Source organism: Rhodococcus sp. SG20037, assembly GCF_031763325.1.
Lineage (GTDB): Bacteria > Actinomycetota > Actinomycetes > Mycobacteriales > Mycobacteriaceae > Rhodococcus_F > Rhodococcus_F qingshengii.
The window spans coordinates 1,573,670-1,595,023 of sequence record NZ_CP134497.1; the positions used below are offsets into that span (position 1 = coordinate 1,573,670).

Annotated in this window: 24 protein-coding genes and 2 riboswitches; of the genes, 14 read left to right on the forward strand and 10 right to left on the reverse strand. The window is 62.1% G+C overall.

Going from position 1 to position 21,354, the window contains the following annotated elements:
- Positions 1–25 precede the first annotated feature (25 nt).
- From RHP72_RS07350 to RHP72_RS07360, 3 genes are read left to right on the forward strand one after another with little or no spacing between them, the layout of a single operon-like run.
- Positions 26–1,531 (forward strand): GGDEF domain-containing protein, encoded by a 1,506-nt coding sequence (locus RHP72_RS07350; RefSeq protein ID WP_223304638.1) that lies wholly within the window; start codon positions 26–28, stop codon positions 1,529–1,531.
- Positions 1,532–1,571: 40 nt separating this feature from the next.
- Positions 1,572–2,807 (forward strand): formate-dependent phosphoribosylglycinamide formyltransferase, encoded by a 1,236-nt coding sequence (gene purT / locus RHP72_RS07355; protein WP_003944342.1) that lies wholly within the window; start codon positions 1,572–1,574, stop codon positions 2,805–2,807.
- Positions 2,804–3,286, forward strand: a complete 483-nt coding sequence (locus RHP72_RS07360; RefSeq protein WP_042924222.1) for a DUF456 domain-containing protein — start codon at positions 2,804–2,806, stop codon at positions 3,284–3,286. Before purT ends, RHP72_RS07360 begins: the two co-directional genes overlap by 4 nt.
- On the opposite strand, the gene RHP72_RS07365 is transcribed toward RHP72_RS07360, so the two are convergent.
- Both RHP72_RS07365 and RHP72_RS07370 read right to left on the reverse strand, forming a co-directional pair.
- Entirely contained in the window at positions 3,190–4,029 is an 840-nt protein-coding gene (locus RHP72_RS07365; RefSeq protein WP_223304639.1) for an amidohydrolase family protein, read from the reverse strand. The two genes, RHP72_RS07360 and RHP72_RS07365, sit on opposite strands and share 97 nt — an antisense overlap.
- Before the next feature lie 109 nt (positions 4,030–4,138).
- Positions 4,139–5,536: an FAD-dependent oxidoreductase gene (locus tag RHP72_RS07370; protein WP_003944405.1), complete on the reverse strand. Its 1,398-nt coding sequence runs from the start codon at positions 5,534–5,536 to the stop codon at positions 4,139–4,141.
- A gap of 230 nt (positions 5,537–5,766) precedes the next feature.
- Between RHP72_RS07370 and RHP72_RS07375 the strand changes: the two genes are divergently transcribed.
- The 3 genes from RHP72_RS07375 to RHP72_RS07385 are packed head-to-tail and all read left to right on the forward strand — an operon-like array spanning position 5,767 to position 7,887.
- On the forward strand, positions 5,767–6,192 hold the full coding sequence (locus tag RHP72_RS07375; protein WP_007726820.1) for a hypothetical protein: 426 nt from the start codon (positions 5,767–5,769) through the stop codon (positions 6,190–6,192).
- Positions 6,193–6,238: 46 nt separating this feature from the next.
- Complete coding sequence (locus tag RHP72_RS07380; RefSeq protein ID WP_007726822.1) at positions 6,239–6,667, forward strand: rhodanese-like domain-containing protein; 429 nt, start codon at positions 6,239–6,241, stop codon at positions 6,665–6,667.
- On the forward strand, positions 6,664–7,887 hold the full coding sequence (locus RHP72_RS07385; protein ID WP_172403504.1) for an O-succinylhomoserine sulfhydrylase: 1,224 nt from the start codon (positions 6,664–6,666) through the stop codon (positions 7,885–7,887). The genes RHP72_RS07380 and RHP72_RS07385 overlap by 4 nt, the downstream gene beginning before the upstream one ends.
- 43 nt (positions 7,888–7,930) lie before the next feature.
- Here the strand turns inward: RHP72_RS07385 and RHP72_RS07390 are convergent, their stop codons facing one another.
- From RHP72_RS07390 to RHP72_RS07425, 8 genes are all read right to left on the reverse strand, one after another.
- Positions 7,931–8,527, reverse strand: a complete 597-nt coding sequence (locus tag RHP72_RS07390) for an alternate-type signal peptide domain-containing protein (protein ID WP_311094523.1) — start codon at positions 8,525–8,527, stop codon at positions 7,931–7,933.
- On the reverse strand, positions 8,527–10,122 hold the full coding sequence (locus RHP72_RS07395) for a signal peptidase I (protein WP_311094524.1): 1,596 nt from the start codon (positions 10,120–10,122) through the stop codon (positions 8,527–8,529). Before RHP72_RS07395 ends, RHP72_RS07390 begins: the two co-directional genes overlap by 1 nt.
- Positions 10,123–10,127: 5 nt before the next feature.
- Positions 10,128–10,730: a SipW-dependent-type signal peptide-containing protein gene (locus RHP72_RS07400; protein ID WP_063314824.1), complete on the reverse strand. Its 603-nt coding sequence runs from the start codon at positions 10,728–10,730 to the stop codon at positions 10,128–10,130.
- Positions 10,714–11,358 (reverse strand): signal peptidase I, encoded by a 645-nt coding sequence (locus RHP72_RS07405; protein ID WP_063314823.1) that lies wholly within the window; start codon positions 11,356–11,358, stop codon positions 10,714–10,716. The genes RHP72_RS07400 and RHP72_RS07405 overlap by 17 nt, the downstream gene beginning before the upstream one ends.
- Positions 11,355–11,921: a hypothetical protein gene (locus tag RHP72_RS07410; RefSeq protein ID WP_311094526.1), complete on the reverse strand. Its 567-nt coding sequence runs from the start codon at positions 11,919–11,921 to the stop codon at positions 11,355–11,357. The genes RHP72_RS07405 and RHP72_RS07410 overlap by 4 nt, the downstream gene beginning before the upstream one ends.
- A 4-nt stretch (positions 11,922–11,925) precedes the next feature.
- Positions 11,926–12,483 (reverse strand): alternate-type signal peptide domain-containing protein, encoded by a 558-nt coding sequence (locus tag RHP72_RS07415; RefSeq protein WP_047269467.1) that lies wholly within the window; start codon positions 12,481–12,483, stop codon positions 11,926–11,928.
- Between the two features lie 290 nt (positions 12,484–12,773).
- Positions 12,774–13,589 (reverse strand): HAD-IIA family hydrolase, encoded by an 816-nt coding sequence (locus tag RHP72_RS07420; protein WP_311094527.1) that lies wholly within the window; start codon positions 13,587–13,589, stop codon positions 12,774–12,776.
- Positions 13,590–13,626: 37 nt separating this feature from the next.
- Complete coding sequence (locus RHP72_RS07425; protein ID WP_003944404.1) at positions 13,627–14,394, reverse strand: sulfite exporter TauE/SafE family protein; 768 nt, start codon at positions 14,392–14,394, stop codon at positions 13,627–13,629.
- A 199-nt stretch (positions 14,395–14,593) separates the two neighbouring features.
- Positions 14,594–14,688: riboswitch (SAM riboswitch) on the forward strand.
- A gap of 7 nt (positions 14,689–14,695) precedes the next feature.
- On the opposite strand from RHP72_RS07425, the gene RHP72_RS29405 reads away from it, so the two are divergent.
- The 8 genes from RHP72_RS29405 (at position 14,696) to RHP72_RS07460 (ending at position 21,352) form a co-directional block, all read left to right on the forward strand.
- A complete protein-coding gene (locus RHP72_RS29405; RefSeq protein WP_350318888.1) occupies positions 14,696–14,773 on the forward strand; it encodes a putative leader peptide in 78 nt (25 codons plus the stop codon).
- Between the two features lie 110 nt (positions 14,774–14,883).
- Positions 14,884–15,858: an amino acid ABC transporter permease gene (locus RHP72_RS07430; protein ID WP_212633984.1), complete on the forward strand. Its 975-nt coding sequence runs from the start codon at positions 14,884–14,886 to the stop codon at positions 15,856–15,858.
- Positions 15,855–16,640 (forward strand): amino acid ABC transporter ATP-binding protein, encoded by a 786-nt coding sequence (locus RHP72_RS07435; protein WP_192712077.1) that lies wholly within the window; start codon positions 15,855–15,857, stop codon positions 16,638–16,640. Before RHP72_RS07430 ends, RHP72_RS07435 begins: the two co-directional genes overlap by 4 nt.
- A 34-nt stretch (positions 16,641–16,674) precedes the next feature.
- Complete coding sequence (locus RHP72_RS07440) at positions 16,675–17,646, forward strand: ABC transporter substrate-binding protein (RefSeq protein WP_007726832.1); 972 nt, start codon at positions 16,675–16,677, stop codon at positions 17,644–17,646.
- Positions 17,647–17,656: 10 nt separating this feature from the next.
- The gene (locus RHP72_RS07445; protein WP_311094528.1) at positions 17,657–18,766 is read left to right on the forward strand and encodes an FAD-dependent oxidoreductase; all 1,110 of its coding nucleotides are present in this window, start codon (positions 17,657–17,659) and stop codon (positions 18,764–18,766) included.
- An 8-nt stretch (positions 18,767–18,774) separates the two neighbouring features.
- Positions 18,775–19,365 carry a GNAT family N-acetyltransferase gene (locus tag RHP72_RS07450; protein ID WP_042925869.1) on the forward strand — a complete coding sequence of 197 codons (591 nt, stop codon included), beginning with the start codon at positions 18,775–18,777 and terminating at the stop codon, positions 19,363–19,365.
- Between the two features lie 17 nt (positions 19,366–19,382).
- A riboswitch (SAM riboswitch) is annotated at positions 19,383–19,477 on the forward strand.
- 8 nt (positions 19,478–19,485) lie between these two features.
- Entirely contained in the window at positions 19,486–19,575 is a 90-nt protein-coding gene (locus tag RHP72_RS07455; RefSeq protein WP_310504006.1) for a putative leader peptide, read from the forward strand.
- Between the two features lie 139 nt (positions 19,576–19,714).
- The gene (locus RHP72_RS07460; RefSeq protein ID WP_311094529.1) at positions 19,715–21,352 is read left to right on the forward strand and encodes an ABC transporter substrate-binding protein; all 1,638 of its coding nucleotides are present in this window, start codon (positions 19,715–19,717) and stop codon (positions 21,350–21,352) included.
- The last annotated feature ends 2 nt before the right edge of the window (positions 21,353–21,354 follow it).

The following is a 21,354-nucleotide window of genomic DNA, read 5'->3' on the forward strand; positions in this document are numbered from 1 at the left end:
GAGGTAGCCGACCGCGAGGTGACGCATGGTAGGGACGAGTCGCTTTCTGCGCCTTCTCCTAGTGCTGGCCGTCGTACTTGCGGCATCGTTGATCGGCATCCTCACGCGCCCACCAGGTTTGCTCGCGACTTTCTGGTGCGCCAACGCCATTCTGCTGGGAATGATGGTCAGATGGCCGGTCCTGATCGAATGGCGGACGTGGATCGCCGCGGCCGTCGGATACGTCTGCGCTGACCTGATTACGGGCAACTCGCTGTCGCTTGCCCTGCAGCTGAACGGGGCCAACCTCGCCGGAGTGACGCTCGGTGTTCTCGTTCTGTACTACTTGAAGCGCACACCGTTCCGATTGGTCGATTCGCAGTCGCTGGTATGGATGGTCTTCGTTTCGTTCGTCGCGGCGACTGGTACCGCGGCCACGGCCGGCGCCTTGGACCGGCTCTTACGCGGTCAGTCCTTTGCCGACACGTTTTTCCACTGGGGTGCCACCGAGGTCATGGCGTACCTGCTGGTCCTTCCTCTCATTCTCACTCTCACCATCCCATCGAGTCTTGCCGAGTTCCGCAGGAAACTGACCGCCAGAACTGTCGCCGCTCTGAGCGTTCCGCTACTCGCCACTGCAGCCTGCGTGCCGATCGCCCTCAGTATCGAAGGGCCGATTGCGCTGGTCTTGCCGATTCCAGCTCTCCTCTGGTGTGCCACTCGCATCTCGGTTCCGAGCACTGCCTTCGTTTCAGTGGTCTGGTCGGTGTGGTCACTCATGATGGCGGGTAGCGGTCGACTCGACATCGGAGATCAAGCCGCCTCGACGTGGAACGAGGACGTCATCACATCCATAGCGGTCACCCTGATCGCGTTGGGGCCGATAGCGGTTGCCTGTGCGACCGAGGAACGCCGTGCTGCCGAGCGTGAGCTCTTCCTTGCCGTCGAATTCGACCATCTGACCGGGGTCCTCTCGCGCGGTGCGTTCCTCGGCCACGCGGAAGCGGAACTTGCCGACGCGACTCGCACACAATCTCCGGTCGGCCTGCTGATGCTCGACCTGGACCACTTCAAGAGCATCAACGACACGCATGGACATATGACCGGTGACAGCGTTCTCGCGAACTTCGCCGAGCGGGCCGCTGACCGATTGTCGGACGGCGATCTGATCGGAAGGCTCGGCGGCGAGGAGTTCGCCGTTCTGCTTCCGGACTGCAGCTACGCGCGAGCAATCGATGTCGCCGAGGCGGTCCGCGGCGCGCAAGTCGAGTACTCGGCCGAATCAGATGTGACGAGCACCGTCAGCGTCGGCGTCGCGTGGGTCGATCATGCGACGCCGGCGCTGTCGACCCTCATGAGCGTCGCAGACGAGGCTCTGTACGACGCCAAGCGTGCTGGGCGCAACCTCGTGAAAGTGCACCGCGTCGGCAACGACACCGTGCCGCAACGGAATTCCGAGCCGGACACTGCCACCCACACCTATCGCAAACCTGCGCTACCCCGAACGATCCGGCGAGGATTTGGCCGCGAAGGTGTGGTGGACGGCCGATAACCGCGCTGACCTGCATCGGGATTGGCATATAGTCGCACCCATGCAGCTTGATTCGACGCCTTCGCCCCTGCCGACGCTTCCGCTCCGATTCGGAACCCCACTGACCGAGAACTCCATCCGCGTGATGATGTTGGGATCAGGCGAGTTGGGTAAGGAAGTTGTCATCGCGCTGCAGCGTCTGGGCGTCGAAGTGATTGCGGTGGATCGGTATCCCGATGCCCCTGGGCACCAGGTGGCTCATCGTGCTCATACCGTCGACATGACCGATCCGGAAGCACTGCTTGCCGTCATCGAGTTGGAAAAGCCTCACTTCGTGGTTCCCGAGATCGAGGCCATCGCGACGGATGCGCTTGCACTCGTCGAAGAACGCGGGGGTGCGGTGGTCATTCCGACCGCCCGAGCCACCCAGCTCACGATGAACCGTGAGGGAATCCGTCGGCTCGCGGCCGAGGAGTTGGGCCTGCCCACTTCGCCGTACGCTTTCGCGGACTCGCTTGCCGAAGTGCAGGCAGCGACAGACCGAATCGGTTTCCCGTGCGTCATCAAGCCAGTCATGTCCTCGTCGGGGAAGGGACAGTCGACGGTTCGATCCGCCGAAGATCTCGACGCCGCATGGGATTACGCGATGGCCGGAGGTCGTGTGAATCACGGCCGGGTGATCGTCGAAGGCTTTGTCGATTTCGATTACGAGATAACGCAATTGACAGTTCGAGCCGTCGGTGAGAGCGGTCAGGTCGAGACGTCGTTCTGCGAACCGATCGGGCACCTGCAGGAGGCCGGAGACTACATCGAATCGTGGCAGCCGCAGCAGATGTCCGCGGTTGCGCTCGCCTCGGCCCGAGACGTCGCCGAGAAGGTGACCACGGCTCTGGGCGGGCGAGGCATCTTCGGCGTCGAGCTATTCGTGAAGGGCGACGACGTCTTCTTCTCCGAAGTGAGCCCACGGCCGCACGACACCGGATTGGTGACTCTGCGGACGCAGCGACTTTCGGAGTTCGAACTGCATGCCCGCGCGATCCTGGGCTTGCCGGTCGACACGACGCTCACGTCTCCGGGAGCATCGGCAGTGATCTACGGCGGAGTGGAGGCAAAGGGGATCGGATTCGACGGCGTCGCCGAGGCGCTCGCGGTTCCCGAGACGGACCTGCGGCTCTTCGGCAAGCCGGAGAGCTTCACGCGTCGTCGCATGGGTGTTGCAGTGTCGACGGCCGCCGATGTGCCTACTGCACGCGACCGTGCTCGCGAGGCTGCGTCGAAGGTGCGTCCCGTCGGATGAGTCCAGCGGCCGAGGTCCTCGTCGGGCTGGTCATCCTGGTCGGTCTGATCGGTGTCGTCGTTCCGATTCTCCCGGGGACGCTTCTCGTTTTCGGTGCAATTCTGGTGTGGGCGATCATGACCGGTGGTGCCACGGCGTGGACGGTGTTCGCGCTGTCCGCGCTGGCACTGGTGGTCACCGGGATCGTGAAGTACACGTGGCCGGGCAAGCGGATGAAGTCCGGGGGAGTGCCCAACCTGTCGGTGGTGGTCGGCGGCGTCGTCGGCATCATCGGGTTCTTCGTGATTCCGGTCGTGGGGTTGTTCCTCGGATTCATCGTTGGAACGTATTTCGCGGAACTAGCGCGGCTGCGCCGTTACGACATCGCTTGGTCGTCGACGCTTCACGCGGTGAAGGCAGTCGGATTGTCCATGCTGGTGGAACTGTTCGGAGCGCTGATCGCGGCGGGGCTGTGGCTGGGAGCCGTTGCGTTCACCTGAGCGCAGCGGTACCAGGAGCGGGCGTTGTCGCACATGACCGCGGGCAGGTCGTCGCCGACAGCGTCGGCGATCACGTCCAGGTCGTGGACCTCGAACGCTCGACGTGCCCGTGTACCGGGTAGATCGGTGCCGAACATCAGCGCAGCGGGATTGACCGCGTGGATCTGGCGCAGCACATCGCTGACGTCGGAGATGGTGGTGCGGCCGAACCCGGTGGCTTTGACGCGCACTCCGCGGTCGACGAGGTTGAGGAGATACGGCAGTCCGCGGGTGGACATTCCCAAGTGGTCGATGCTCACCGCGGGCAATTTGGCGAAGACCGGTTCCAACGACAGCAACAGCGTGGCATCGACGTAGAACTCGGCGTGCCAGCCGACCAGATCGAATGCGCGGTTGGCGAGATCGGCGAGCAGACGCAGGTCGGTGGCGCCGCGGCGCAGGTTGAACCGGACGGCACGTACTCCCAGTGCGTCCAGGGCAACGATGTCTTCATCCGTCGCATCGAGCGGCAAAGCAGTGACGCCCACCCAGCCTTCGCCGAGTTCGGACAAGGCAGCTTTCAGGTATTCCTGGTCATTGCCCTGGTACGACGCGGTCACCACCGCGCCGCCGTCAACGCTGAGGCCCTTCAGCGAGGCAATCCGGGCCCGGTAATCGGCCACGGTGAAGGGCTCAGGCAGGTACCCGTGATTCTCGACCAGCGGGAAGCGCGGGTCGATGATATGCACATGGGCGTCAAACACGGGGTCTATTTTGCCCTGTTGCCCTGGGTCCCTGCACACACCACCGGCCCGATGTGACCTGGGTCGCGTCGGGCCGGTGGAGGGCTTCTGTTCAGTTACTTCCGCGCACTCAGTTCGCGCGGTCGGGCTCGGATGCCTTCAGCATGTCGTGACGCTCGACGACCTTGATGCGCTCACGGCCCTCGGGCTCGCCCAGGCTGCGCTCGTGCGCGTCGAGGCGGTACCAGCCCTGCCAGGTCGTGTACGGAACCTGCTTGCCTTCGAGGAACTCGATGACTGCGTTCTCGTCGGGGTTCGCGGCGCCCGCGAAGTCGACGGAATCCTCGAGAAGATTCGCGACGGTTTCGTTGGCGTCGCCCTTGGTGTGGCCGATGAGGCCGACGGGGCCGCGCTTGATCCAGCCGGTGACGTAGGTGGCCGGCATGAACCGGGCTGCGCCCTCGGCGTTGTCGTCGGCGACGACGCGTCCGGCGTCGTTGGGGACGGTGCCGGCCTGGTCGTCGAACGGCAACTGCGTGATGTTCTGCGAGAGGTAACCGACGGCGCGGTACACGGCCTGGACATCCCAGTCCTTGTACGTGCCGGTGCCCTTGACGTTGCCGGTGCCGTCGAGCTGAGTGCGCTCGGTGCGCAGGCCGACGACCTTGCCGTCTTCACCGAGGATCTCCGTGGGAGATTCGAAGAAGTGCAGGAACAGCTTGTGAGGACGGGCTCCGACGTCTCGAATTGCCCAGTCCTGCAGCGTATTCGCAACCATGTCGACCTGCTTGGAGTTGCGGCGAGCCTGCTCGGAACCCTCGTCGTAGTCGATGTCCTCGGGGTCGACGATGACCTCGATGGTCGGCGAGTGGTCGAGTTCGCGCAGTTCGAGAGGGGTGAACTTGGCCTGGGCCGGGCCGCGGCGTCCGAAGACGTGAACCTCGACGGCCTTGTTGTTCTTGAGGCCCTCGTAGACGTTGGCGGGGATCTCGGTCGGCAGCAGTTCGTCGCCGGTCTTGGCGAGAACGCGGGCGATGTCGAGCGCAACGTTGCCGACGCCGAGGACGGCGACCTTCTCGGCTTCGAGCGGCCACGTACGCGGTACGTCGGGGTGGCCGTCGTACCAGGAGACGAAGTCGGCCGCGCCGTAGCTGCCGTCGAGTTCGATACCCGGGATGCCGAGCGCACGGTCGGCGTTGGCGCCGGTGGAGAAGATGACCGCGTCGTAGAACGACTGCAGGTCGTCGAGGGTGATGTCGGTGCCGTAGTCGATGTTGCCGAGCAGGCGTACCTGAGGCTTGTCGAGCACCTTGTGCAGGGCGGTGATGATGCCCTTGATGCGCGGATGATCGGGCGCGACGCCGTAACGAATCAGGCCGAAGGGCGCGGGCATGCGCTCGAAGAGGTCGATGCTGACGCCGCGGCCGGAAACTGCGGTGTCGGATTTCATGAGGGCGTCGGCGGCGTAGATGCCGGCGGGGCCGGCGCCGACGATCGCGACCCGGAGTGGGCGGTTGGAGTCAGTCATCGTGAGGACAGCTACCTTCTTCGAAGTTCGGACAACATATCGACAAGTATCCAATTTAGCCGAACCTAAGCACAGTGCCTCGGTTGCGGCCGAACGGATCCACACTCTCACTCGATCGGTTGTGGGTAAACCTATTCTTTCCTCCCATTCTCCTGTTGTCTCGGGTATCCGGGGTAGGGGCCTGATCCTTGACGGGCCACAATTTCTAGTTGTGGGGGACTATTGGCGTTATGAGTGACGAGCTGCGCGAATCCGACAACATCGATGGCAAGAAGGCGTCTGCGGGGCCGTTCCTCTTGGCTGTCGCCATCGTCGCCTTGATCCTGGGTGGAATCTTCGTCGCTTCGTGGATCTCGCCGGCCGAGGAGAACGTCACCGAGTCGGACCGCGTGAGCCGCTCCGTCACCGACTACGTCGATGCCGAGAATCGGAATGACGCGGAGACGATCAAGACCCTGACCTGCGCGAGCTTCAATTCGAGCAACGGTCCTATGGCCGGCGTCGACGGGACGGTCGAGCTGAAGGGTGTGGACGGGGTCGCGGTCAACGGCGATCGCGCCCGGGCCGACGTGACGATCACCGGTGGCGGAGCGGGCGAGCGAGTCTCGACCTGGGCCCTGACCCGTGACGGCAACCGTTGGGTCGTCTGCAACTGACGGCCCGCTCAGGCGCTCACGGCAGTCTTGTGAAAACATGGACTACGTGAGTTACGCAGGCGATCTGACGCCGGAGCAAGCCTGGGAGCTGCTCCGCGAAAACCCCGACGCCGTGCTGGTCGACGTGCGGACCGATGCGGAGTGGAAGTACGTCGGTGTCCCCGATGTGTCCTCCCTCGGCAAGCAGGCTGCACTGATCGAATGGGTGAGCCACCCGACCGGCGCGCGCAATGACAACTTCGTCGACCAGTTGAAGGAAGCCGGCATCACTGCTGATTCCTCCGGGTCGGAGCGTCCGGTGATTTTCCTGTGTCGATCCGGACAACGTTCCATCGGTGCGGCGGAAGCTGCGACTGCGGCGGGCATCGGCCCGTCGTACAACGTGCTCGACGGGTTCGAAGGCGCATTGGGTGCCGACGGACATCGCGGACTTGTAGGTTGGCGGGCCATCGGCTTGCCATGGAGGCAGCAGTGAGCGGAATTCCCCAGGGTGGCGCATTTCAACGAGCGCTGCCGGACGACGTCGGTCTCGGCACCCTCGGTGTTCGCGGCGGACTGATGCGTACCGGGTTCGAGGAGACTTCCGAAGCGCTGTTCCTCAACTCCGGATTCGTCTACGAGAGTGCAGAAGCCGCCGAACAAGCCTTCACCGGCGAGGTGGATCATTTTGTCTACTCCCGCTACGGCAACCCGACCGTCAAGATGTTCGAAGAGCGTCTGCGTCTCATCGAAGGTGCAGAAGCCTGCTTTGCGACTGCCAGCGGAATGTCGGCAGTCTTCACGGCGTTGGGCGCACTGTTGGCCAACGGCGACCGATTGGTGGCTGCGCGCAGTCTCTTCGGATCCTGCTTCGTGGTGTGCAACGAGATTCTTCCGCGCTGGGGAGTCGAGGTCGTCTTCGTCGACGGTGAGGACAACGCGCAGTGGGAAGAGGCGCTGTCCGTGCCTACCACGGCAGTGTTCTTCGAGACGCCGTCCAACCCGATGCAATCTCTCGTCGACGTTCGACGGGTGTCGGAGCTTGCTCATGCAGCCGGTGCAAAGGTAGTGCTGGACAACGTCTTCGCGACGCCGCTTCTGCAGCGCAGCCTCGATCTGGGGGCCGACGTCGTGGTGTACTCCGGCACCAAGCACATCGACGGTCAGGGGCGCGTGCTTGGTGGCGCGATTCTCGGTACCGAGGAATACATCAGCGGTCCCGTTCGAGAACTGATGCGGCACACCGGTCCTGCGCTCAGCCCGTTCAATGCGTGGACTCTGCTCAAGGGCCTGGAGACGATGCCGGTTCGTATTCGGCACTCCGTGGCTTCGGCACTCGAGATCGCCGAATTCCTCGAAGGACACTCCGGCGTCAAGTGGGTCAAGTATCCGTACCTGACGTCGCATCCGCAGCACGAGCTCGCGAAGTCTCAGATGAGCGGTGGCGGAACGGTTGTCACGTTCGAGCTCGATGCGCCTGACGGAGAGGGCAAGAAGCGGGCGTTCGAGGTTCTCAACGGCCTGCGCGTCATCGACATCTCCAACAACTTGGGAGATTCCAAGTCGTTGATCACTCACCCCGCCACGACAACGCACCGGGCCATGGGGCCGGAAGGCCGTGCAGCAGTGGGTCTTACAGACGGCGTTGTCCGTCTGTCCGTCGGGCTCGAAGACACGGCTGATCTGTTGGCTGATCTGAAGCGAGCACTCGGCTGAATCGCTGGAGCGCCTTGCCTCGAACTTCCGACGGCAAGGCGTTCTACGGTGCGGGCGTGAGACCCAGTTGTTTGACGTCGATCGTCAACGCCGTCGTATTCAGTGTGAGACCTGAGCTTGTCGTGTCGGTGGGGTAGATCGTGAACAACACCTGCGCCGTCAGATTGGTGTTGTTCAGGGCCGACGTGACCGCGATGAGGTTCGGCGTCGGTGCTGTGCTGTCGTAAAGCAGATTGTTGCTCTGATCCGTGACGTACGTGCGAAGGTCGATGTTGGCGGCTGCGAGCCCGCCGCTCAACTTGGTCTTGTCGACTGTCACGTTCGCTTTCAGACGTGGGCCGGTGGCCATCACCTTCGAATCGCAGAAATACGTGTAGTTGAATCCGGGCTTGAGCCGGTAGGTAGTGATGTCCGGGATATATACGAGTGGATTCGGATTGGTGGGCGCGTTGACGTAGACCTGCGAATACCAGCCCCCGCCGTTCGTGGTCACGCATGCTCCCAGATCCAGGGTCCCGGACTGGACAGCGACGCTTGTCAGGGTCGCACTGTCGGTCCACTTCGCCAATGTGCCCGAGCCGCCGAGCAATACAGCTCCGGCCGCGGCGACTGCCATTGCAGCCTTCGTCGTCTTCTTCATCACGGCACCAGTGCCTTGATTTCGTCCGGAAGTTCGCTCGGGGTAGGAGATTCGGCCCAGACTCCCGTTGACGTGTCGATGACGGTGACTCCGGAAGGGGTGATTACGTATAGCTGATCGGTACCGGTGAGCCAATGCAGGACAGCGTCGCTGTCAACGGGACCTCGATATACCTCAGCGCCCGATGAATTCGACACGGACACAACCGTTCCGCTGGCAGTCGAGAGCTTCTGGGCGCTGAGACCGGTCGTGGTCGCCGGGGCGTCGACGGGAACCTCGCTCGGGGTGGTCGTAGTTGGTGGCACCGTTGTCGTTGTCGTTGTAGCGGTCGTCGTCTGGGGCGCCGTAGTTGTAGCCGGTGACGAGGTGGTTGTCGACGGTGCAGTTGTGCTGGTGGTTGTCGACGGTGCAGTTGTGCTGGTGGTTGTCACAGCCGGCGCCAATGTCGTGGTGGGCGTGGTGGATGAGGCGGTCGTGGAAGTGACGGCCGTAGTAGGAGTGCTCGGAGCGTCTGCCGCCAGTGCCGGCGCTGCCGATCGACTGAGAGCAGATGTCCCGCTGATCGGACCGCCACACGAGTAGAGCAGGCCGACGAGAATGCTGAATTGGTAGCCGGAGTACGACGGCGTGACCGACGTGCCGCTCAGTCCATGGATTTCGATGTTGTAGGTGCCGACTATGAGCGGGAACGCGACTGTTGTACCGCCCGAGCCGTATCTCATGGAGCCTGTAGTAGACGTTGCGGTGTAGTCGTTCGACCCCAAAAGGTTTCCGCTGGCGTCGCGAGCGATGAGGCGGTATGAGCTTCCGACAGTCGCGGGCCAAGTGATCGTTACTGCGACCGGAACAACGAGCGCAAAATTCACCGCGCAACTGGCTGTGCTTGGCGACGTGGGAAAGGTTGCAGCAGTGCCGAACTGAATGCTTGTTGCCGCGGCTGTGTCGGTGTACCCCGCCTTGGTACCACCGATCTGGGACACACCGACCACCGTGAGACCGACCGTAGCCAAGGCGACGATGGCCTTGAGGGCATGGGAGTCGCCGCGTATGTCCTGACGATCCCGCTGAGGTTCCTCCGCGTCGGAAGCCTCACGTCGACGGAACGCGATGTACAGGAGCCCGCCGACGGCAATCGCACCAAGCACAAGCCCACTCGGTCCGGACAGCCAGACTGCCACGTATCCGAGGCGGTTGATGCTGAAGAAGACGCGATCGGCTTCGGTGATGACGTAGGGATCGGGATCGGCGATCGGATTTGCATCACCACGCAGTTGTGCGACGGCAAGGTTGTTGCCCTGCTGATCTATTGATTCCACACGATGGGTGATGCGCGTGCCTTGGCTGTCGGAGACGCTGACGATGTCACCGACCAGCACTTCCGAAGCAGGCACGGTGCGCGCGAATGCGAGAGCACCGGTATCGATCGTGGGTGACATCGATCCACTCCGAAAGATCAGCGGGGTGATACCGAAAGCCAGACCGGCGATGAAAATGATGATGGATACCAAGCCTGCGAGGGCTCCCAGGCTGAGCAGGACTTCCCGTACCCGGTTCTGCATCGAGGCCTTTGCATGTTTTTTCGTGTGTCGAGCCATTGCCATCACACCTTTGCCGTGAAGGTCAGGACGATGTTCGACGTGCTGTTCGTCGGCGGTGTCGGTGTTGTCGGAAGCTGCACCGAGACACATAAATTCTCGGTAGCCCCGACCGCCAGTGGGCGGTCGGGGCTACCGATGGCTTGATTCGCGGTGAGTGTCAGCGCCAGCGAGGACACAACGTTGGCGCCGTCAGTGCACTTGTTGGCAACAGTTCCGTTGGAGGAAACCGTCATTCGTAGAGAAGTCGTCAACGCACCGCTACTCGTAGACGTGATCGTGTACTTCAGTGGGACAGTTGCCGCTGTGCCCAGGTTGTTGACCTTGATCAGAGCGGTGTTCGAATCACCGGGAATCATTCCGGACTTGCCAAGCTCACTGAAATTCAGGGACTTGGTCAGGGTGGGCTGGGCGGTGCTGTTCAACTGCAGATTGATAGAACCCGTCGTGATGTTGCCCGAGGTTGCCGTGGCGGAAGACGTCCAGGCCGCGAGCGTGGTCACTCCGCCGACACCAAGCACCATCCCCAGCGCGAGCAGCGCGCGAAAACGCGTGCTGGTCAACAGGTGACGAATCCGATGGGCCGGACGGTCAGGGCGCGAGGGCATCGTGCTGGCCTTTCTCGATCTGGGCGGAGTCTGCGGGCGCGAAAGTTGCAGGGTCAGGAGCCAATCGGGCTCGAGCTCGCTCCTTCCGGCCGTCACGGATGCCGCTGATCATCATGTACGACGCGTACAGCAGTAGAGCGGTCACTACGATCACCACGATCACGGTGCGCTGCTCTCCCGTCAGCCAGGTGTTCACGTAACCGAGATAAGGCAGGCTGTACCAGACCTTTCCCCGGATCTGCACCGGCCGCACTTCCTTCTCGTCAGGCTCACCGTTCGCATCGCCCTGGGTGATGAAAGTTCTTTCACCCTTCTGGTTTTCACTTGTGGCGATGATCCGGTGCGTGACGACGGTCGGCTGACCCGATTCCAGCTGGTACGTAATAGGTGTACCGATCCCCAGTTCGGACGGATCGACAGGTTTGACCACTACCAGTGATCCAGGGTTGTACGTCGGGCGCATCGAACCGGTCAGAATCGTGAAGCGCTGTGCTCCGGCAAAGAAGGGAACGACAATCGTTGCGACGATGACTGCCGAAATTGCCAGCAGCAGTGTCCAACTGACGATAGAGGTGATCCACCAGAGTGGGCCGGTGCGATCGGTGCGCTTCGTGGAGTGTTTTGTCATACCGGACCTGCCTGGAAGGTCAAGGTCGTGGTGCTTGTTGCACCTGAGACCGCCCCGACGCCTACCGTGAGTCGCAAGCACAGAATGTACGTACCGCCTGAGACCAGTGGACTCGGCATGTACGCCGGTGAAACCGGGTACTGCAGCGATGCATCCATCGATCCGGACGTCAGTGGGGTCACTGCCGGAGCCGCGGTGTTGACGCCGGCAGGGCAGGCGCCTTCGTTGGCGACTCCGTAAGTGGTCAACGTGAATCCCGTAAATGCGGTCGTCGACTGCATTCGCCATTGCAGAGGATCAGCCCCCGAATTCTTGACGGTGAGCGGTGCTTGCACCGTGTTTCCCGGGACAACGGGCGTCGCGGCCGTCGTCAAGTTCGCCAGGGTGTACGCCGCACTGGTTCCGGCAGATGTACCAACCGTGAGGTTGACGCTGGCGGCTGTCGCCGTACCGCCATTCGCGCTCGCCGAATCGGACCACAGCGCGAGCGACTGCTGCGACGATGCGAACACCGCTACAGCAGCCACCGCGACTGCGATCGCTCCCCAGACCTTTTTCCTCATGAAATTACGGGGCCGGTGTCAGTGCTGTCTGAGTGACGACCAACTTCATCGCCGACAAGTTCAGCGACTGGTTCTGCGCGACCTGATTGGCCACCTCATTGAAGTTCAGCCGGACTCCGACGTGGACGATCGTTCCGTTCTGGGCTTTGGTGATCTGCGAAATCGGGTTGCCACCAGTGTCCTTGATTGTCGTCACGGGCACGACAGCAGCGGCAAGCTCGGCGCTGTTCGCACCCGGAACGATTCCGGCCGTATCAGCGGTCAGAACAGCCGCGAGACGATCGCCCACTGCGGTCACAGTGACGTCGCAGGTGTATTCGATGCTTTCGGTCGTGACGATGCGGTAGGCCGAGATGTTGGTGATCGCGGTCTTCGTCGGGTTGAGGGAGTTCCAACCCCCGCCGACCGGTGCGCAAGAGCTCAGGTCGAGGGCGCCGGACGTGACGGGCCCGCCGCCACTGACGTCGGCCGAATCGCTCCAGACTGCGAGCGAGCCGGCACCGCCGAGGAGGAGGGCACCGGCCGCCGCAGCAGCGATCGCACCCTTGGTCTGCTTCTTCATGAAAATCTCATTTCATGTCTGGGACCCGAAATGGGGCCATTCAGACATGAGTATCAGACACGGCAAACGATTCGTTACCACTTTTCGAAAAATCAATTTTACGACTGGAGTCCAACTGTCACTCGGTGTCGAAATGATCTTTGACCTGCGTCTAATTACTCGTTTGTAAGTTTGGTGCGAATAAAACCGTTGGTTTGTTCAGTTGGACAAAGCGGACGAGTCGGAACCTGGCAAATCTTCTGTTTTTTACCAGTTAATTACCGAGTTTCGGTTTTGTTTTGCAATTTGAATCAATTGTCTGTGTTGCTACGAAATGGATCGGTTGTTGTTCCCACAAGATCGGCGACCGACTCGAGGACGATGGTCGGGCGGTAGGGATAGAGCTCTACCGACGCGCGGGTCGAGATCCCGGTCATCACCAGAATCGTCTGCAGTCCGGCTTCGAGGCCACAGACGATGTCGGTGTCCATGCGGTCGCCGATCATCAACGTATTGGCGGAATGAGCGCCGATGGACCGCAGGGCTGAGCGCATCATCAAGGCGTTGGGCTTGCCGACGTAGTAGGGATCGCGTCCGGTTGCCTTGGTGATGAGTGCCGCGACAGAGCCGGTGGCCGGCAGCGAGCCGTCTCGCGACGGTCCGGTGGCGTCCGGGTTGGTGGCGATGAACCGCGATCCACGCTCGACCAGGCGAATGGCGGTGGTGATTGCCTCGAAGGAGTACGTTCGCGTCTCGCCGAGGACGACGTAGTCGGGGTCGCTGTCCGTCAGAACGTAACCGATGTCGTGCAGGGCAGTGGTCAGGCCCGATTCGCCGACCACGTAGGCGCTGCCGCCCGGCCGCTGGTTGGCCAGGAACGTCGCGGTTGCGAGCGCTGACGTCCAGATCGACTTCTCCGGGATGTCGAGTCCCGAATTGAGCAGGCGTGCTCGCAGGTCACGCGGGGTGCGGATGGAGTTGTTGGTGAGCACCATGTACGGGATGTCGTTCGACGCCAGCTCTGCCAGGAACGTGTCCGCTCCAGGTATCAAGTGCTCCTCGTGGACGAGAACCCCGTCCATGTCCATGAGGTAGGTCCAACCGGTCTGATCTTCTGTACTGGTCATTACTCCAGTATGTGCGGGTGGCGCCCGATGTGGGCGGTCAAGCGAGAAGGCGCCACAGTCCGATCAGGCCGACGACGACAATCGTGTAGCGCAGTGCAGTGGGGGACAGGCGCCGTCCGTAGCGGGCACCGAGAACGCCACCACCGAGTGAGCCGACGGCGATCAAACCGGCTGCTGCCCAATTGATCTGATCGAATGCCAGAGTGATGTACATCCCTGCTGCAACGATGTTGACGAGCAGCGACAGCAGGTTCTTCGCGCCGTTCATGCGCTGGAGGGTTTCCGGGAGGATGGCACCCATCACACCGATGAGAAGGATGCCCTGCGCGGCAGTGAAGTACCCGCCGTAGATGCCGACTGCAAAAGTGCCGGCGGTCAGGAGCATCAGCCTCTTGGTGGACAGCGTCGTTTCTTCGGTGGAACGCTTCTTGGCCCACGCCTGGATGCGTGGTTGGAGGAGGACGAGCGCGAGAGCGAGGACCAGCAGCACCGGAACGATGGTCTCGAACAGTTTCTCGGGTAGATGCATGAGCAACCACGAACCGAGTAGTGCCCCGGCGAGTGACGCCGGAATCTGCCACTTCAGTCGATCCCACTGTCCGGACAGCTCACGTCGGTAGCCCCAGGTACCCGAAACTCCGCCGGCGACGAGCCCGACCGCGTTGGACATGGTTGCGGTCACGGGCGGCATGCCGAAGGCGACCAGGGTGGGAAACGTGATCAGCGTTCCACTGCCGACCACGGCGTTGATCGCGCCCGCGCCGATACCGGCCAACAAGATGAAGAAAGCGTCGAGTCCACTCACTCCGCAGACGGTACGGCAGAGGAAAAGTCAGTCCGGACGGCGGTCCCGGTCTTCATTCGAACGCTCCATTCAACACGCCGAACGCGGCTGCGGACACCGTTGGAATCAATGCGATTTCAACATCGTGGACCCTTCATTTCCCTTGCAGTGCAGGGAAATACAACATTTGACGACTCGACATTTCGCGTCTAGTCTTTGCTTACCATCCAGAGCGACCGAGAGACCTGGCTCGTCGACGTCGCAGCAACCCCCCGAGTGATCGGGAGCGGGTGCTACCGCCAGGACCGATGGAAGGCATCACATGGGTACCACTTCGCACGCTGCGCACAAGCGACGTCACATCGATCTGTGCCGCACCGCTTCGTGTCACTGTCGCTGACCGAACTCTCGTCGTCTTCGCAACTCGAGCTCACCAACTCGAGGACACAGCTGCGTTCCCATTTCCCCGAAAGGTCTATTCGTGATGTCCACTCCGTCAGGTAGCGCGCCGTGAGCGCGCCCACCGATGTCCGCCCCGAAAAGTCGGTGTCCGAGTCGCAACTACCCGACTCGGAGCTTGTCGTCGCTCGCACCTGGCACCCGCTGCGCTGGGTGATCAGTGCGGTCGTGCTGGTCCTGCTTGCTCAGTTCATCCACGGACTCGTCGTCAACCCCGGCTGGGACTGGCCGACGTTCGCGCAGTACTTCACCGCGAAATCAGTGCTCGCCGCGTTGTGGATGACGATCAAACTGACCTTGTGGGGGACGATCCTCGGTTTCGGTCTCGGTGTCTTCCTGGCGCTCGGTCGGTTGTCGAAGAATCCGGTCCTGCAGGTGATCGCCTGGACCTACATCTGGGCCTTCCGCTCGATTCCACTCATCGTGCAGCTGCTCTTCTGGTTCAACATCACTTACCTGTACCAGACACTTTCTCTCGGAATACCTTTCGGGCCTGAGTACTTCACCTTCCAGGTCAGCGGTGTGATCGGCGGATTCACCGCAGCAGTCATCGGTTTGGCGCTGCACCAGGCTGCATACTCGGCCGAGATCATTCGCTCCGGAATCATCTCGGTGGATCACGGTCAGATCGAAGCTGCTCACTCGCTCGGCATTCCGCGCAGTCGCCAGTTCTTCAAGATCGTTCTCCCGCAGGCAATGCGGGCGATCCTCCCCAACGCCGCCAACGAGGTCATCGGACTCTTCAAGGGAACGTCGATCGTCTCCACCATGGCAATCGCCGAACTGTTCTACCAGGTGCAGGTCATCTTCGGCCGCAACGGACGAGTCGTGCCCCTGCTGATGGTCGCCACGATCTGGTACATCATCCTCACGACGTTGCTCTCGATCGGTCAGTACTACGTGGAGCGCCACTATGCACGAGGATCCGCCCGTGCTCTTCCGTTGACTCCGGTACAGAAGGCGCGCAAGAAGTTCGAAGAGATTCGCGATGCGCGTCTCGATATTCCGAGAGGTGCGACCCGATGACCGCAGAACTGGCCGAAGATACGGTGTACGCCGTCGAAGCACGCGGAATTCACAAGTCCTTCGGCACGCTGGAAGTACTTGCCGGCGTTGATCTCCTGGTCCGCAAGGGCGAAGTGACCGTCATTCTCGGTCCGTCGGGTTCCGGTAAGTCCACCTTGCTGCGCACCCTCAATCACCTCGAGAAGGTCGACCGCGGGACCGTACGGATCGACGGAGAGCTGATCGGATACCGGCGCAAGGGAAATCGACTCCACGAACTGCGTGACCGCGAGATCCTGAAACAGCGTTCGCACATCGGATTCGTGTTCCAGAACTTCAACCTGTTTCCGCACCTGACCGCGTTGGAAAACGTGGTGGAAGCGCCGCTCTCGGCCCAGAAGCGTGATCGTGACGAGGTGTACCGCGAGGCCCGCGCACTGCTCGAGCGAGTGGGGGTGGGCGACAAGGCAGACGAGTATCCGCGCCAACTCTCCGGTGGCCAGCAACAGCGCGTCGCGATAGCGCGAGCGCTGGCACTGCGGCCGGCGGTCATTCTCTTCGACGAGCCGACGTCGGCGCTCGACCCGGAACTGGTGGGCGAGGTTCTCGAAGTCCTGGCTCAGCTGGCCCGTGACGGCGCCACCTTGGTGATCGTCACACACGAGGTCGGATTTGCTCGGGAAGTGGCGGACACTGCGGTCTTCATGGACGGCGGCGTCATCGTCGAACAGGGCCCACCTTCGCAGGTGATCGACAATCCGGTCCACGAACGGACCAAAGCCTTTCTCTCCCGCGTCCTCTGACGCGACCCAGACTCATTCCCGGAAGGAAAAATTGATGTTCTCCACATCCCGTCGCGCGACTTTTCTGATCTCGGCGCTTGCCACCGTCGGATTGCTCAGCGCTGCATGCAGCAGCGCGGACGCCGAGTCCGACGGCGCCCAGGTCACCGCTGCTGCGGGTTACAACCTCACGGCCGATCAGAACCGCATCACCACCGACAAGGTGGATTCAATCGCCGCCGAGCTACCTCAGGACATCCGCGATCGTGGCACGCTGCGCGTCACCGGTAGTGCCGGTTCCGCTCCGCCGCTCCGTTTCTACGCCGACGACGACACCACCCTCATCGGTTCCGAGACCGACTTCGCCTATCTGATCGGTGACGTTCTCGGCTTGAAGGTCGACCTGCAGACAGCAGATTGGGCACAGAACTTCGTCCGGATCGACTCCGGTGAGGCCGACGCCTTCCTCTCCAATGTGACTGTCACAGAGGAGCGTAAGGAGAAGTACGACTTCGCGACCTACCGTCTCGACACCCTCGCCTTCGAAGCCAAGAAGGGTGCCGGAATCTCCATCAAGGAACCCAAGGACGTCGCGGGCAAGAAGATCGCCGTCTCCTCGGGCACCAATCAGGAAGCGCTGCTGGTCAAGTGGAGTGAGCAGAACGTCGCGGCCGGCCTGGCGCCTACCGACATCTCCTACTACCAGAACACCACCGACTACTACCTCCCGCTGCAGTCCGGCCGGATCGACGCCTACTTCGGCCCGAACCCGTCATCGCAGTTCCACGCCAAGCAGTCGGGGGAGACCGAGGTTGTCGGTGAGTTCTCCGGGGCCGGCGACACCCTGCAGGGGCAGATCGCGGTGCTGGTGAAGAAGGACAACGGCCTGATCAAGGCGATCAACGACGCGATCAACCACACGATCGAGAACGGCACGTACCAGCAGATCCTCGAGCGCTGGAACATCACCAGCGAAGCCGTCGACACGTCCCTGATCAACCCGCCCGGCCTTCCGAAGACCAAGTGAGCTCTCGTCCATGAGTGAGATTTTCGATGTGATCGTCATCGGCGGAGGACTCGTCGGGTCCTCCGCCGCCTGGCGGCTCGCGGCACGCGGACGTAGCGTCGTTCAGCTGGAACAGTTCGGGCCGGGGCACAAGCACGGTGCGTCGCACGGTACTTCGCGCATCTATCGGCAGGCGTACGACAATCACCTGTACACAGGTTTGGCGGCCGGCGCGCTGCCGCTGTGGCGGGAGTTGGAGACCACGACGGACATCGGGTTCCTGGAACTCACCGGTGCCGTCGATCACGGCCTGCCGCAGGCAGTGCAGTCCAAGGCGAAGATACTTCGCGAGGCGGGCATCAAGGGTGAGATCCTCACTCCTGCCGAGGCGTCCGCCCGTTGGCCGGGGCTGCGATTCGACACCACGGTGCTCCATCATCCCGACGCAGGCCGGTTGCACGCGGACCGCGCAGTGACCGCTCTGAAGGCAGGAGCGGTGTTTGCGGGCGCCGAGGTCCGTCACGATGTTCGGGTGTTGGCACTCGCGCGGGCGTCCTACGGCGTGGACGTGGTGACGGACAGTGGAACGCTCGCAGCTCGTCAGGTCGTGATCGCGGCCGGTGCGTGGACTGCAGATCTGATCGCAGACAGCGGTCTCGGCTCCGAGATCGTACTGCCGACATTGCGCACGACACAGGAACAACCGGCACACTTCGCACCGCTCGATCCCGGAGTCGAGTGGCCGAGTTTCGTTCACCACACCGGCGCAGAATTGGAGACCGCGGGGATCTACGGGCTCGGTTCCGAGGACGGGATCAAGATCGGCGAACACGCGACCGGGCCGGTGGTGACTCCGCAGACCCGTGACTACACCCCTGGTGTCGACGGAGAGCAGCGATTGGCCCAGTACGCCGAGTCGTGGTTGCCCGGTGTCGACACCACCCGTGTCGAGTCGCTCACCTGCCTGTACACGAGCACGCCGGACAGTAACTTCGTCATCGACCGAGTCGGCGCCGTCACGGTGGCGGCGGGATTCTCGGGGCACGGGTTCAAGTTCGGTCCGGCCTTGGGTGAACTTGTGGCGGACCTCGTCGACGGAACCACCCTCGCTCCGGAAGTTTTCAGGCTGGGGGAGCGTTGACCAGATTCATGGAGGAAAGTGTTGTGGCACTGGAGCTCGGAACTCGACAGCTCGAGGGTGTCGGAGCGGTAGAGGTCTATTCGGTATCGCAGGACGATCCCTTGGCAGCTCCACTGATCGCGGAGTTGGCACTCGAATACAGTTCGCGTTACGGCGGGACTCGCGAAGCGATGCTCGATGATCTCACGACGTATCCGGCAGAAGAATTTGCCTACCCGCAGGGTGCGCTTCTGGTGCTCACCCACGACGGTCTGCCGATCGCCGGTGGTGCGTTTCGTCAATTCGATTCCACCACTGCCGAACTGAAGAGAATCTGGACGTCGGTCGACTATCGGAAGCGCGGCCTCGGCAAGGCCGTCGTTCGCGAGTTGGAACGAGAGATCGAACTTCGTGGATACAACCGTGTGTTTCTCACGACGGGTCCTCGGCAGCCGGAGGCCGTCGCGCTGTATCTGTCCAGTGGATACACACCGCTTTACGACGCTTCACTCTCGCCCGAAGAGGTGGGCGTCCACCCGTTCGAGAAACAACTTCGGGTGCTCGAAAATGTGACTCGAGCAGCAATTCCTACCGACCGGGTTGACAACACCCGGGTTTGACCTCGTACACTTGCGAACGACCATCCAGAGCGACCGAGAGACCTGGCTCATTGAAGTCGCAGCAACCCCCCGAGTGATCGGGTGCGGGTGCTACCGCCAGGACCGATGGAGGAACACGAAATGAAGGCAGTCGAAGGCGGTTTCGATACCGCCTGGTCGCGTCGTCACGTAGACCTGTGCCGCACCGCGGGATCTTTCTGTACCAACTGACCTCTCGGTCAGTCATTCACACTCAGGCGAGTCGTCGACAAGTCTGTTTTCTCTTCTCTCACAAGTGATTCGTGCTCGATCGCCTTTTTCGTCTCAGGCGACGGGTGCGCTCTTCGGCATGCCTCTTTAGGAGTTCTTGGTGTCTTCGCCCTCATTCGGTGCCCGCAAACGCGCGACCGTAATCGCCGGTATCGGTGCTGTCTCGGTTCTCGGCACCGTCCTCGCCGGCTGCAGCAGCGGGAGTGACAGTGCTGCCGACGCAGGCCCCGCCCAGTCCGGCGGAACCCTTCGCTACGGTCTGTCGCAGGCGCCGACGTGCGCCGATCCGGCCCAGGCCGGCAGTAACCAGACCGTGTATGTCACTCGGACAGTGGTGGATTCGCTTACCGATCAAAATCCCGACACCGGAGAGATCACCCCGTGGCTCGCCAAGAGTTGGGAGATCAGCCCCGACGCCGCTAGCTTCACGTTCGTCCTTCGCGACGACGCCACCTTCAGTGACGGCACACCGGTGACGGCGGATTCGGTGAAGAAGACCTTCGACTCGGTCAAGAACCTGGGACCGAACGCGTCGTTGGCGAAGAGTTACCTGTCCTCGTACACCGGTACCGACGTCGTAGATGCTCACACGGCGAAGATCAATTTCTCCGGACCCAATGTTCAGTTCCTGCAAGCAACTTCGACGCCACAGCTCGGAATCCTCGCCGATTCCACCACCGCGCTGGCATCCGAGCAGCGCTGCCCCGGTGCAGCGGTGATCGCCTCCGGACCGTTCGTGTACACCGACTGGCAGCAGGACAAGAGCGTCAAGATCGCCAAGCGTGCGGGATACAACTGGGCCTCGGATGCGGTCGCGCATCAGGGCGAGGCGTACCTCGATGGCGTCGACTTCACGGTGGTTCCCGAATCCGGTGTGCGGGCGGGCAGCGTGGCCTCCGGCCAGCTCGATGCGGTCAGCGATGCGCTTCCGCAGGATGCGCCGCAAATCGAGGGCGCGGGTGGACGAATCCTCACAAGGCCGAACCCGGGTGTGAGCTTCTTCTTCCAGCCCAACGTCAGTCGCGGCGTTCTCGCTGATCAGGCTGTTCGTCAGGCCATCATTCCCGCGATCAACCGCCAAGAACTCGTCGACACCGTTCTGGATCCGTCGTTCTTCCCGGCCACGAGCCCGCTGGCTCACACCACTCCGCTCTACAGCGACGAATCCAGTGTCGTGACGTACGACGCCGACAAGTCGGCGAAACTCCTCGACGCGGCTGGTTGGAAGACCAGCAGCGACGGTATCCGCGAGAAGGACGGGCAGAAGCTCACTTTCAGCGTCACCTTCAGTCCGGTGTTCTCGGGTAACCAGGCCATCCTCGAGCTCGTGCAGCAGCAGCTCAAGAAGGTCGGCGTCGACCTGCAGCTCAACTTGGTCTCGAACGGTGAATGGACCGAGAAGGGAGTATCGGGTGATTACGATTCGCTGTATTACAACAGCACTCGCGCGGACGCCGACATCTTGCGGGCATCGTTCAGCACCGAAGGCCGCAACCTGAACCGTCGCGGCGCAGATCCGGAGCTCGACAAGGTACTCACAGACCAGCTTGCAGCCACGGACAACGGCCAACGCGGCGAACTGGTATCCACCGCACAGGAATTGATCCTCGACCGTGGACTCTCCATCCCCACCATCGAGCTCTCGCAGGCCATCGGCGCCGGATCGAGTGTGCAGGACCTGAACTTCGAAGCCTCCTCGCGCCTGCAGTTCTACGACGCATGGTTGTCGGGTAAGTAATC

Bases quoted from the DNA above. Each gene is read 5' to 3' on its own strand.
- RHP72_RS29405 (WP_350318888.1), top strand. From the start codon at position 14,696: ATGGGTACCACTTCGCACGCTGCGCACAAGCGACGTCACATCGATCTG.
- RHP72_RS07375 (WP_007726820.1), top strand. From the start codon at position 5,767: ATGAGTGACGAGCTGCGCGAATCCGACAACATCGATGGCAAGAAGGCG.
- RHP72_RS07360 (WP_042924222.1), top strand. From the start codon at position 2,804: ATGAGTCCAGCGGCCGAGGTCCTCGTCGGGCTGGTCATCCTGGTCGGT.
- RHP72_RS07370 (WP_003944405.1), bottom strand. From the start codon at position 5,536: ATGACTGACTCCAACCGCCCACTCCGGGTCGCGATCGTCGGCGCCGGC.
- RHP72_RS07455 (WP_310504006.1), top strand. From the start codon at position 19,486: ATGAAGGCAGTCGAAGGCGGTTTCGATACCGCCTGGTCGCGTCGTCAC.
- RHP72_RS07435 (WP_192712077.1), top strand. From the start codon at position 15,855: ATGACCGCAGAACTGGCCGAAGATACGGTGTACGCCGTCGAAGCACGC.
- RHP72_RS07405 (WP_063314823.1), bottom strand. From the start codon at position 11,358: ATGACAAAACACTCCACGAAGCGCACCGATCGCACCGGCCCACTCTGG.
- RHP72_RS07395 (WP_311094524.1), bottom strand. From the start codon at position 10,122: ATGGCTCGACACACGAAAAAACATGCAAAGGCCTCGATGCAGAACCGG.
- RHP72_RS07440 (WP_007726832.1), top strand. From the start codon at position 16,675: ATGTTCTCCACATCCCGTCGCGCGACTTTTCTGATCTCGGCGCTTGCC.
- RHP72_RS07450 (WP_042925869.1), top strand. From the start codon at position 18,775: ATGGAGGAAAGTGTTGTGGCACTGGAGCTCGGAACTCGACAGCTCGAG.
- RHP72_RS07415 (WP_047269467.1), bottom strand. From the start codon at position 12,483: ATGAAGAAGCAGACCAAGGGTGCGATCGCTGCTGCGGCGGCCGGTGCC.
- RHP72_RS07445 (WP_311094528.1), top strand. From the start codon at position 17,657: ATGAGTGAGATTTTCGATGTGATCGTCATCGGCGGAGGACTCGTCGGG.
- RHP72_RS07350 (WP_223304638.1), top strand. From the start codon at position 26: ATGGTAGGGACGAGTCGCTTTCTGCGCCTTCTCCTAGTGCTGGCCGTC.
- RHP72_RS07400 (WP_063314824.1), bottom strand. From the start codon at position 10,730: ATGCCCTCGCGCCCTGACCGTCCGGCCCATCGGATTCGTCACCTGTTG.
- RHP72_RS07420 (WP_311094527.1), bottom strand. From the start codon at position 13,589: ATGACCAGTACAGAAGATCAGACCGGTTGGACCTACCTCATGGACATG.
- purT (WP_003944342.1), top strand. From the start codon at position 1,572: ATGCAGCTTGATTCGACGCCTTCGCCCCTGCCGACGCTTCCGCTCCGA.
- RHP72_RS07410 (WP_311094526.1), bottom strand. From the start codon at position 11,921: ATGAGGAAAAAGGTCTGGGGAGCGATCGCAGTCGCGGTGGCTGCTGTA.
- RHP72_RS07390 (WP_311094523.1), bottom strand. From the start codon at position 8,527: ATGAAGAAGACGACGAAGGCTGCAATGGCAGTCGCCGCGGCCGGAGCT.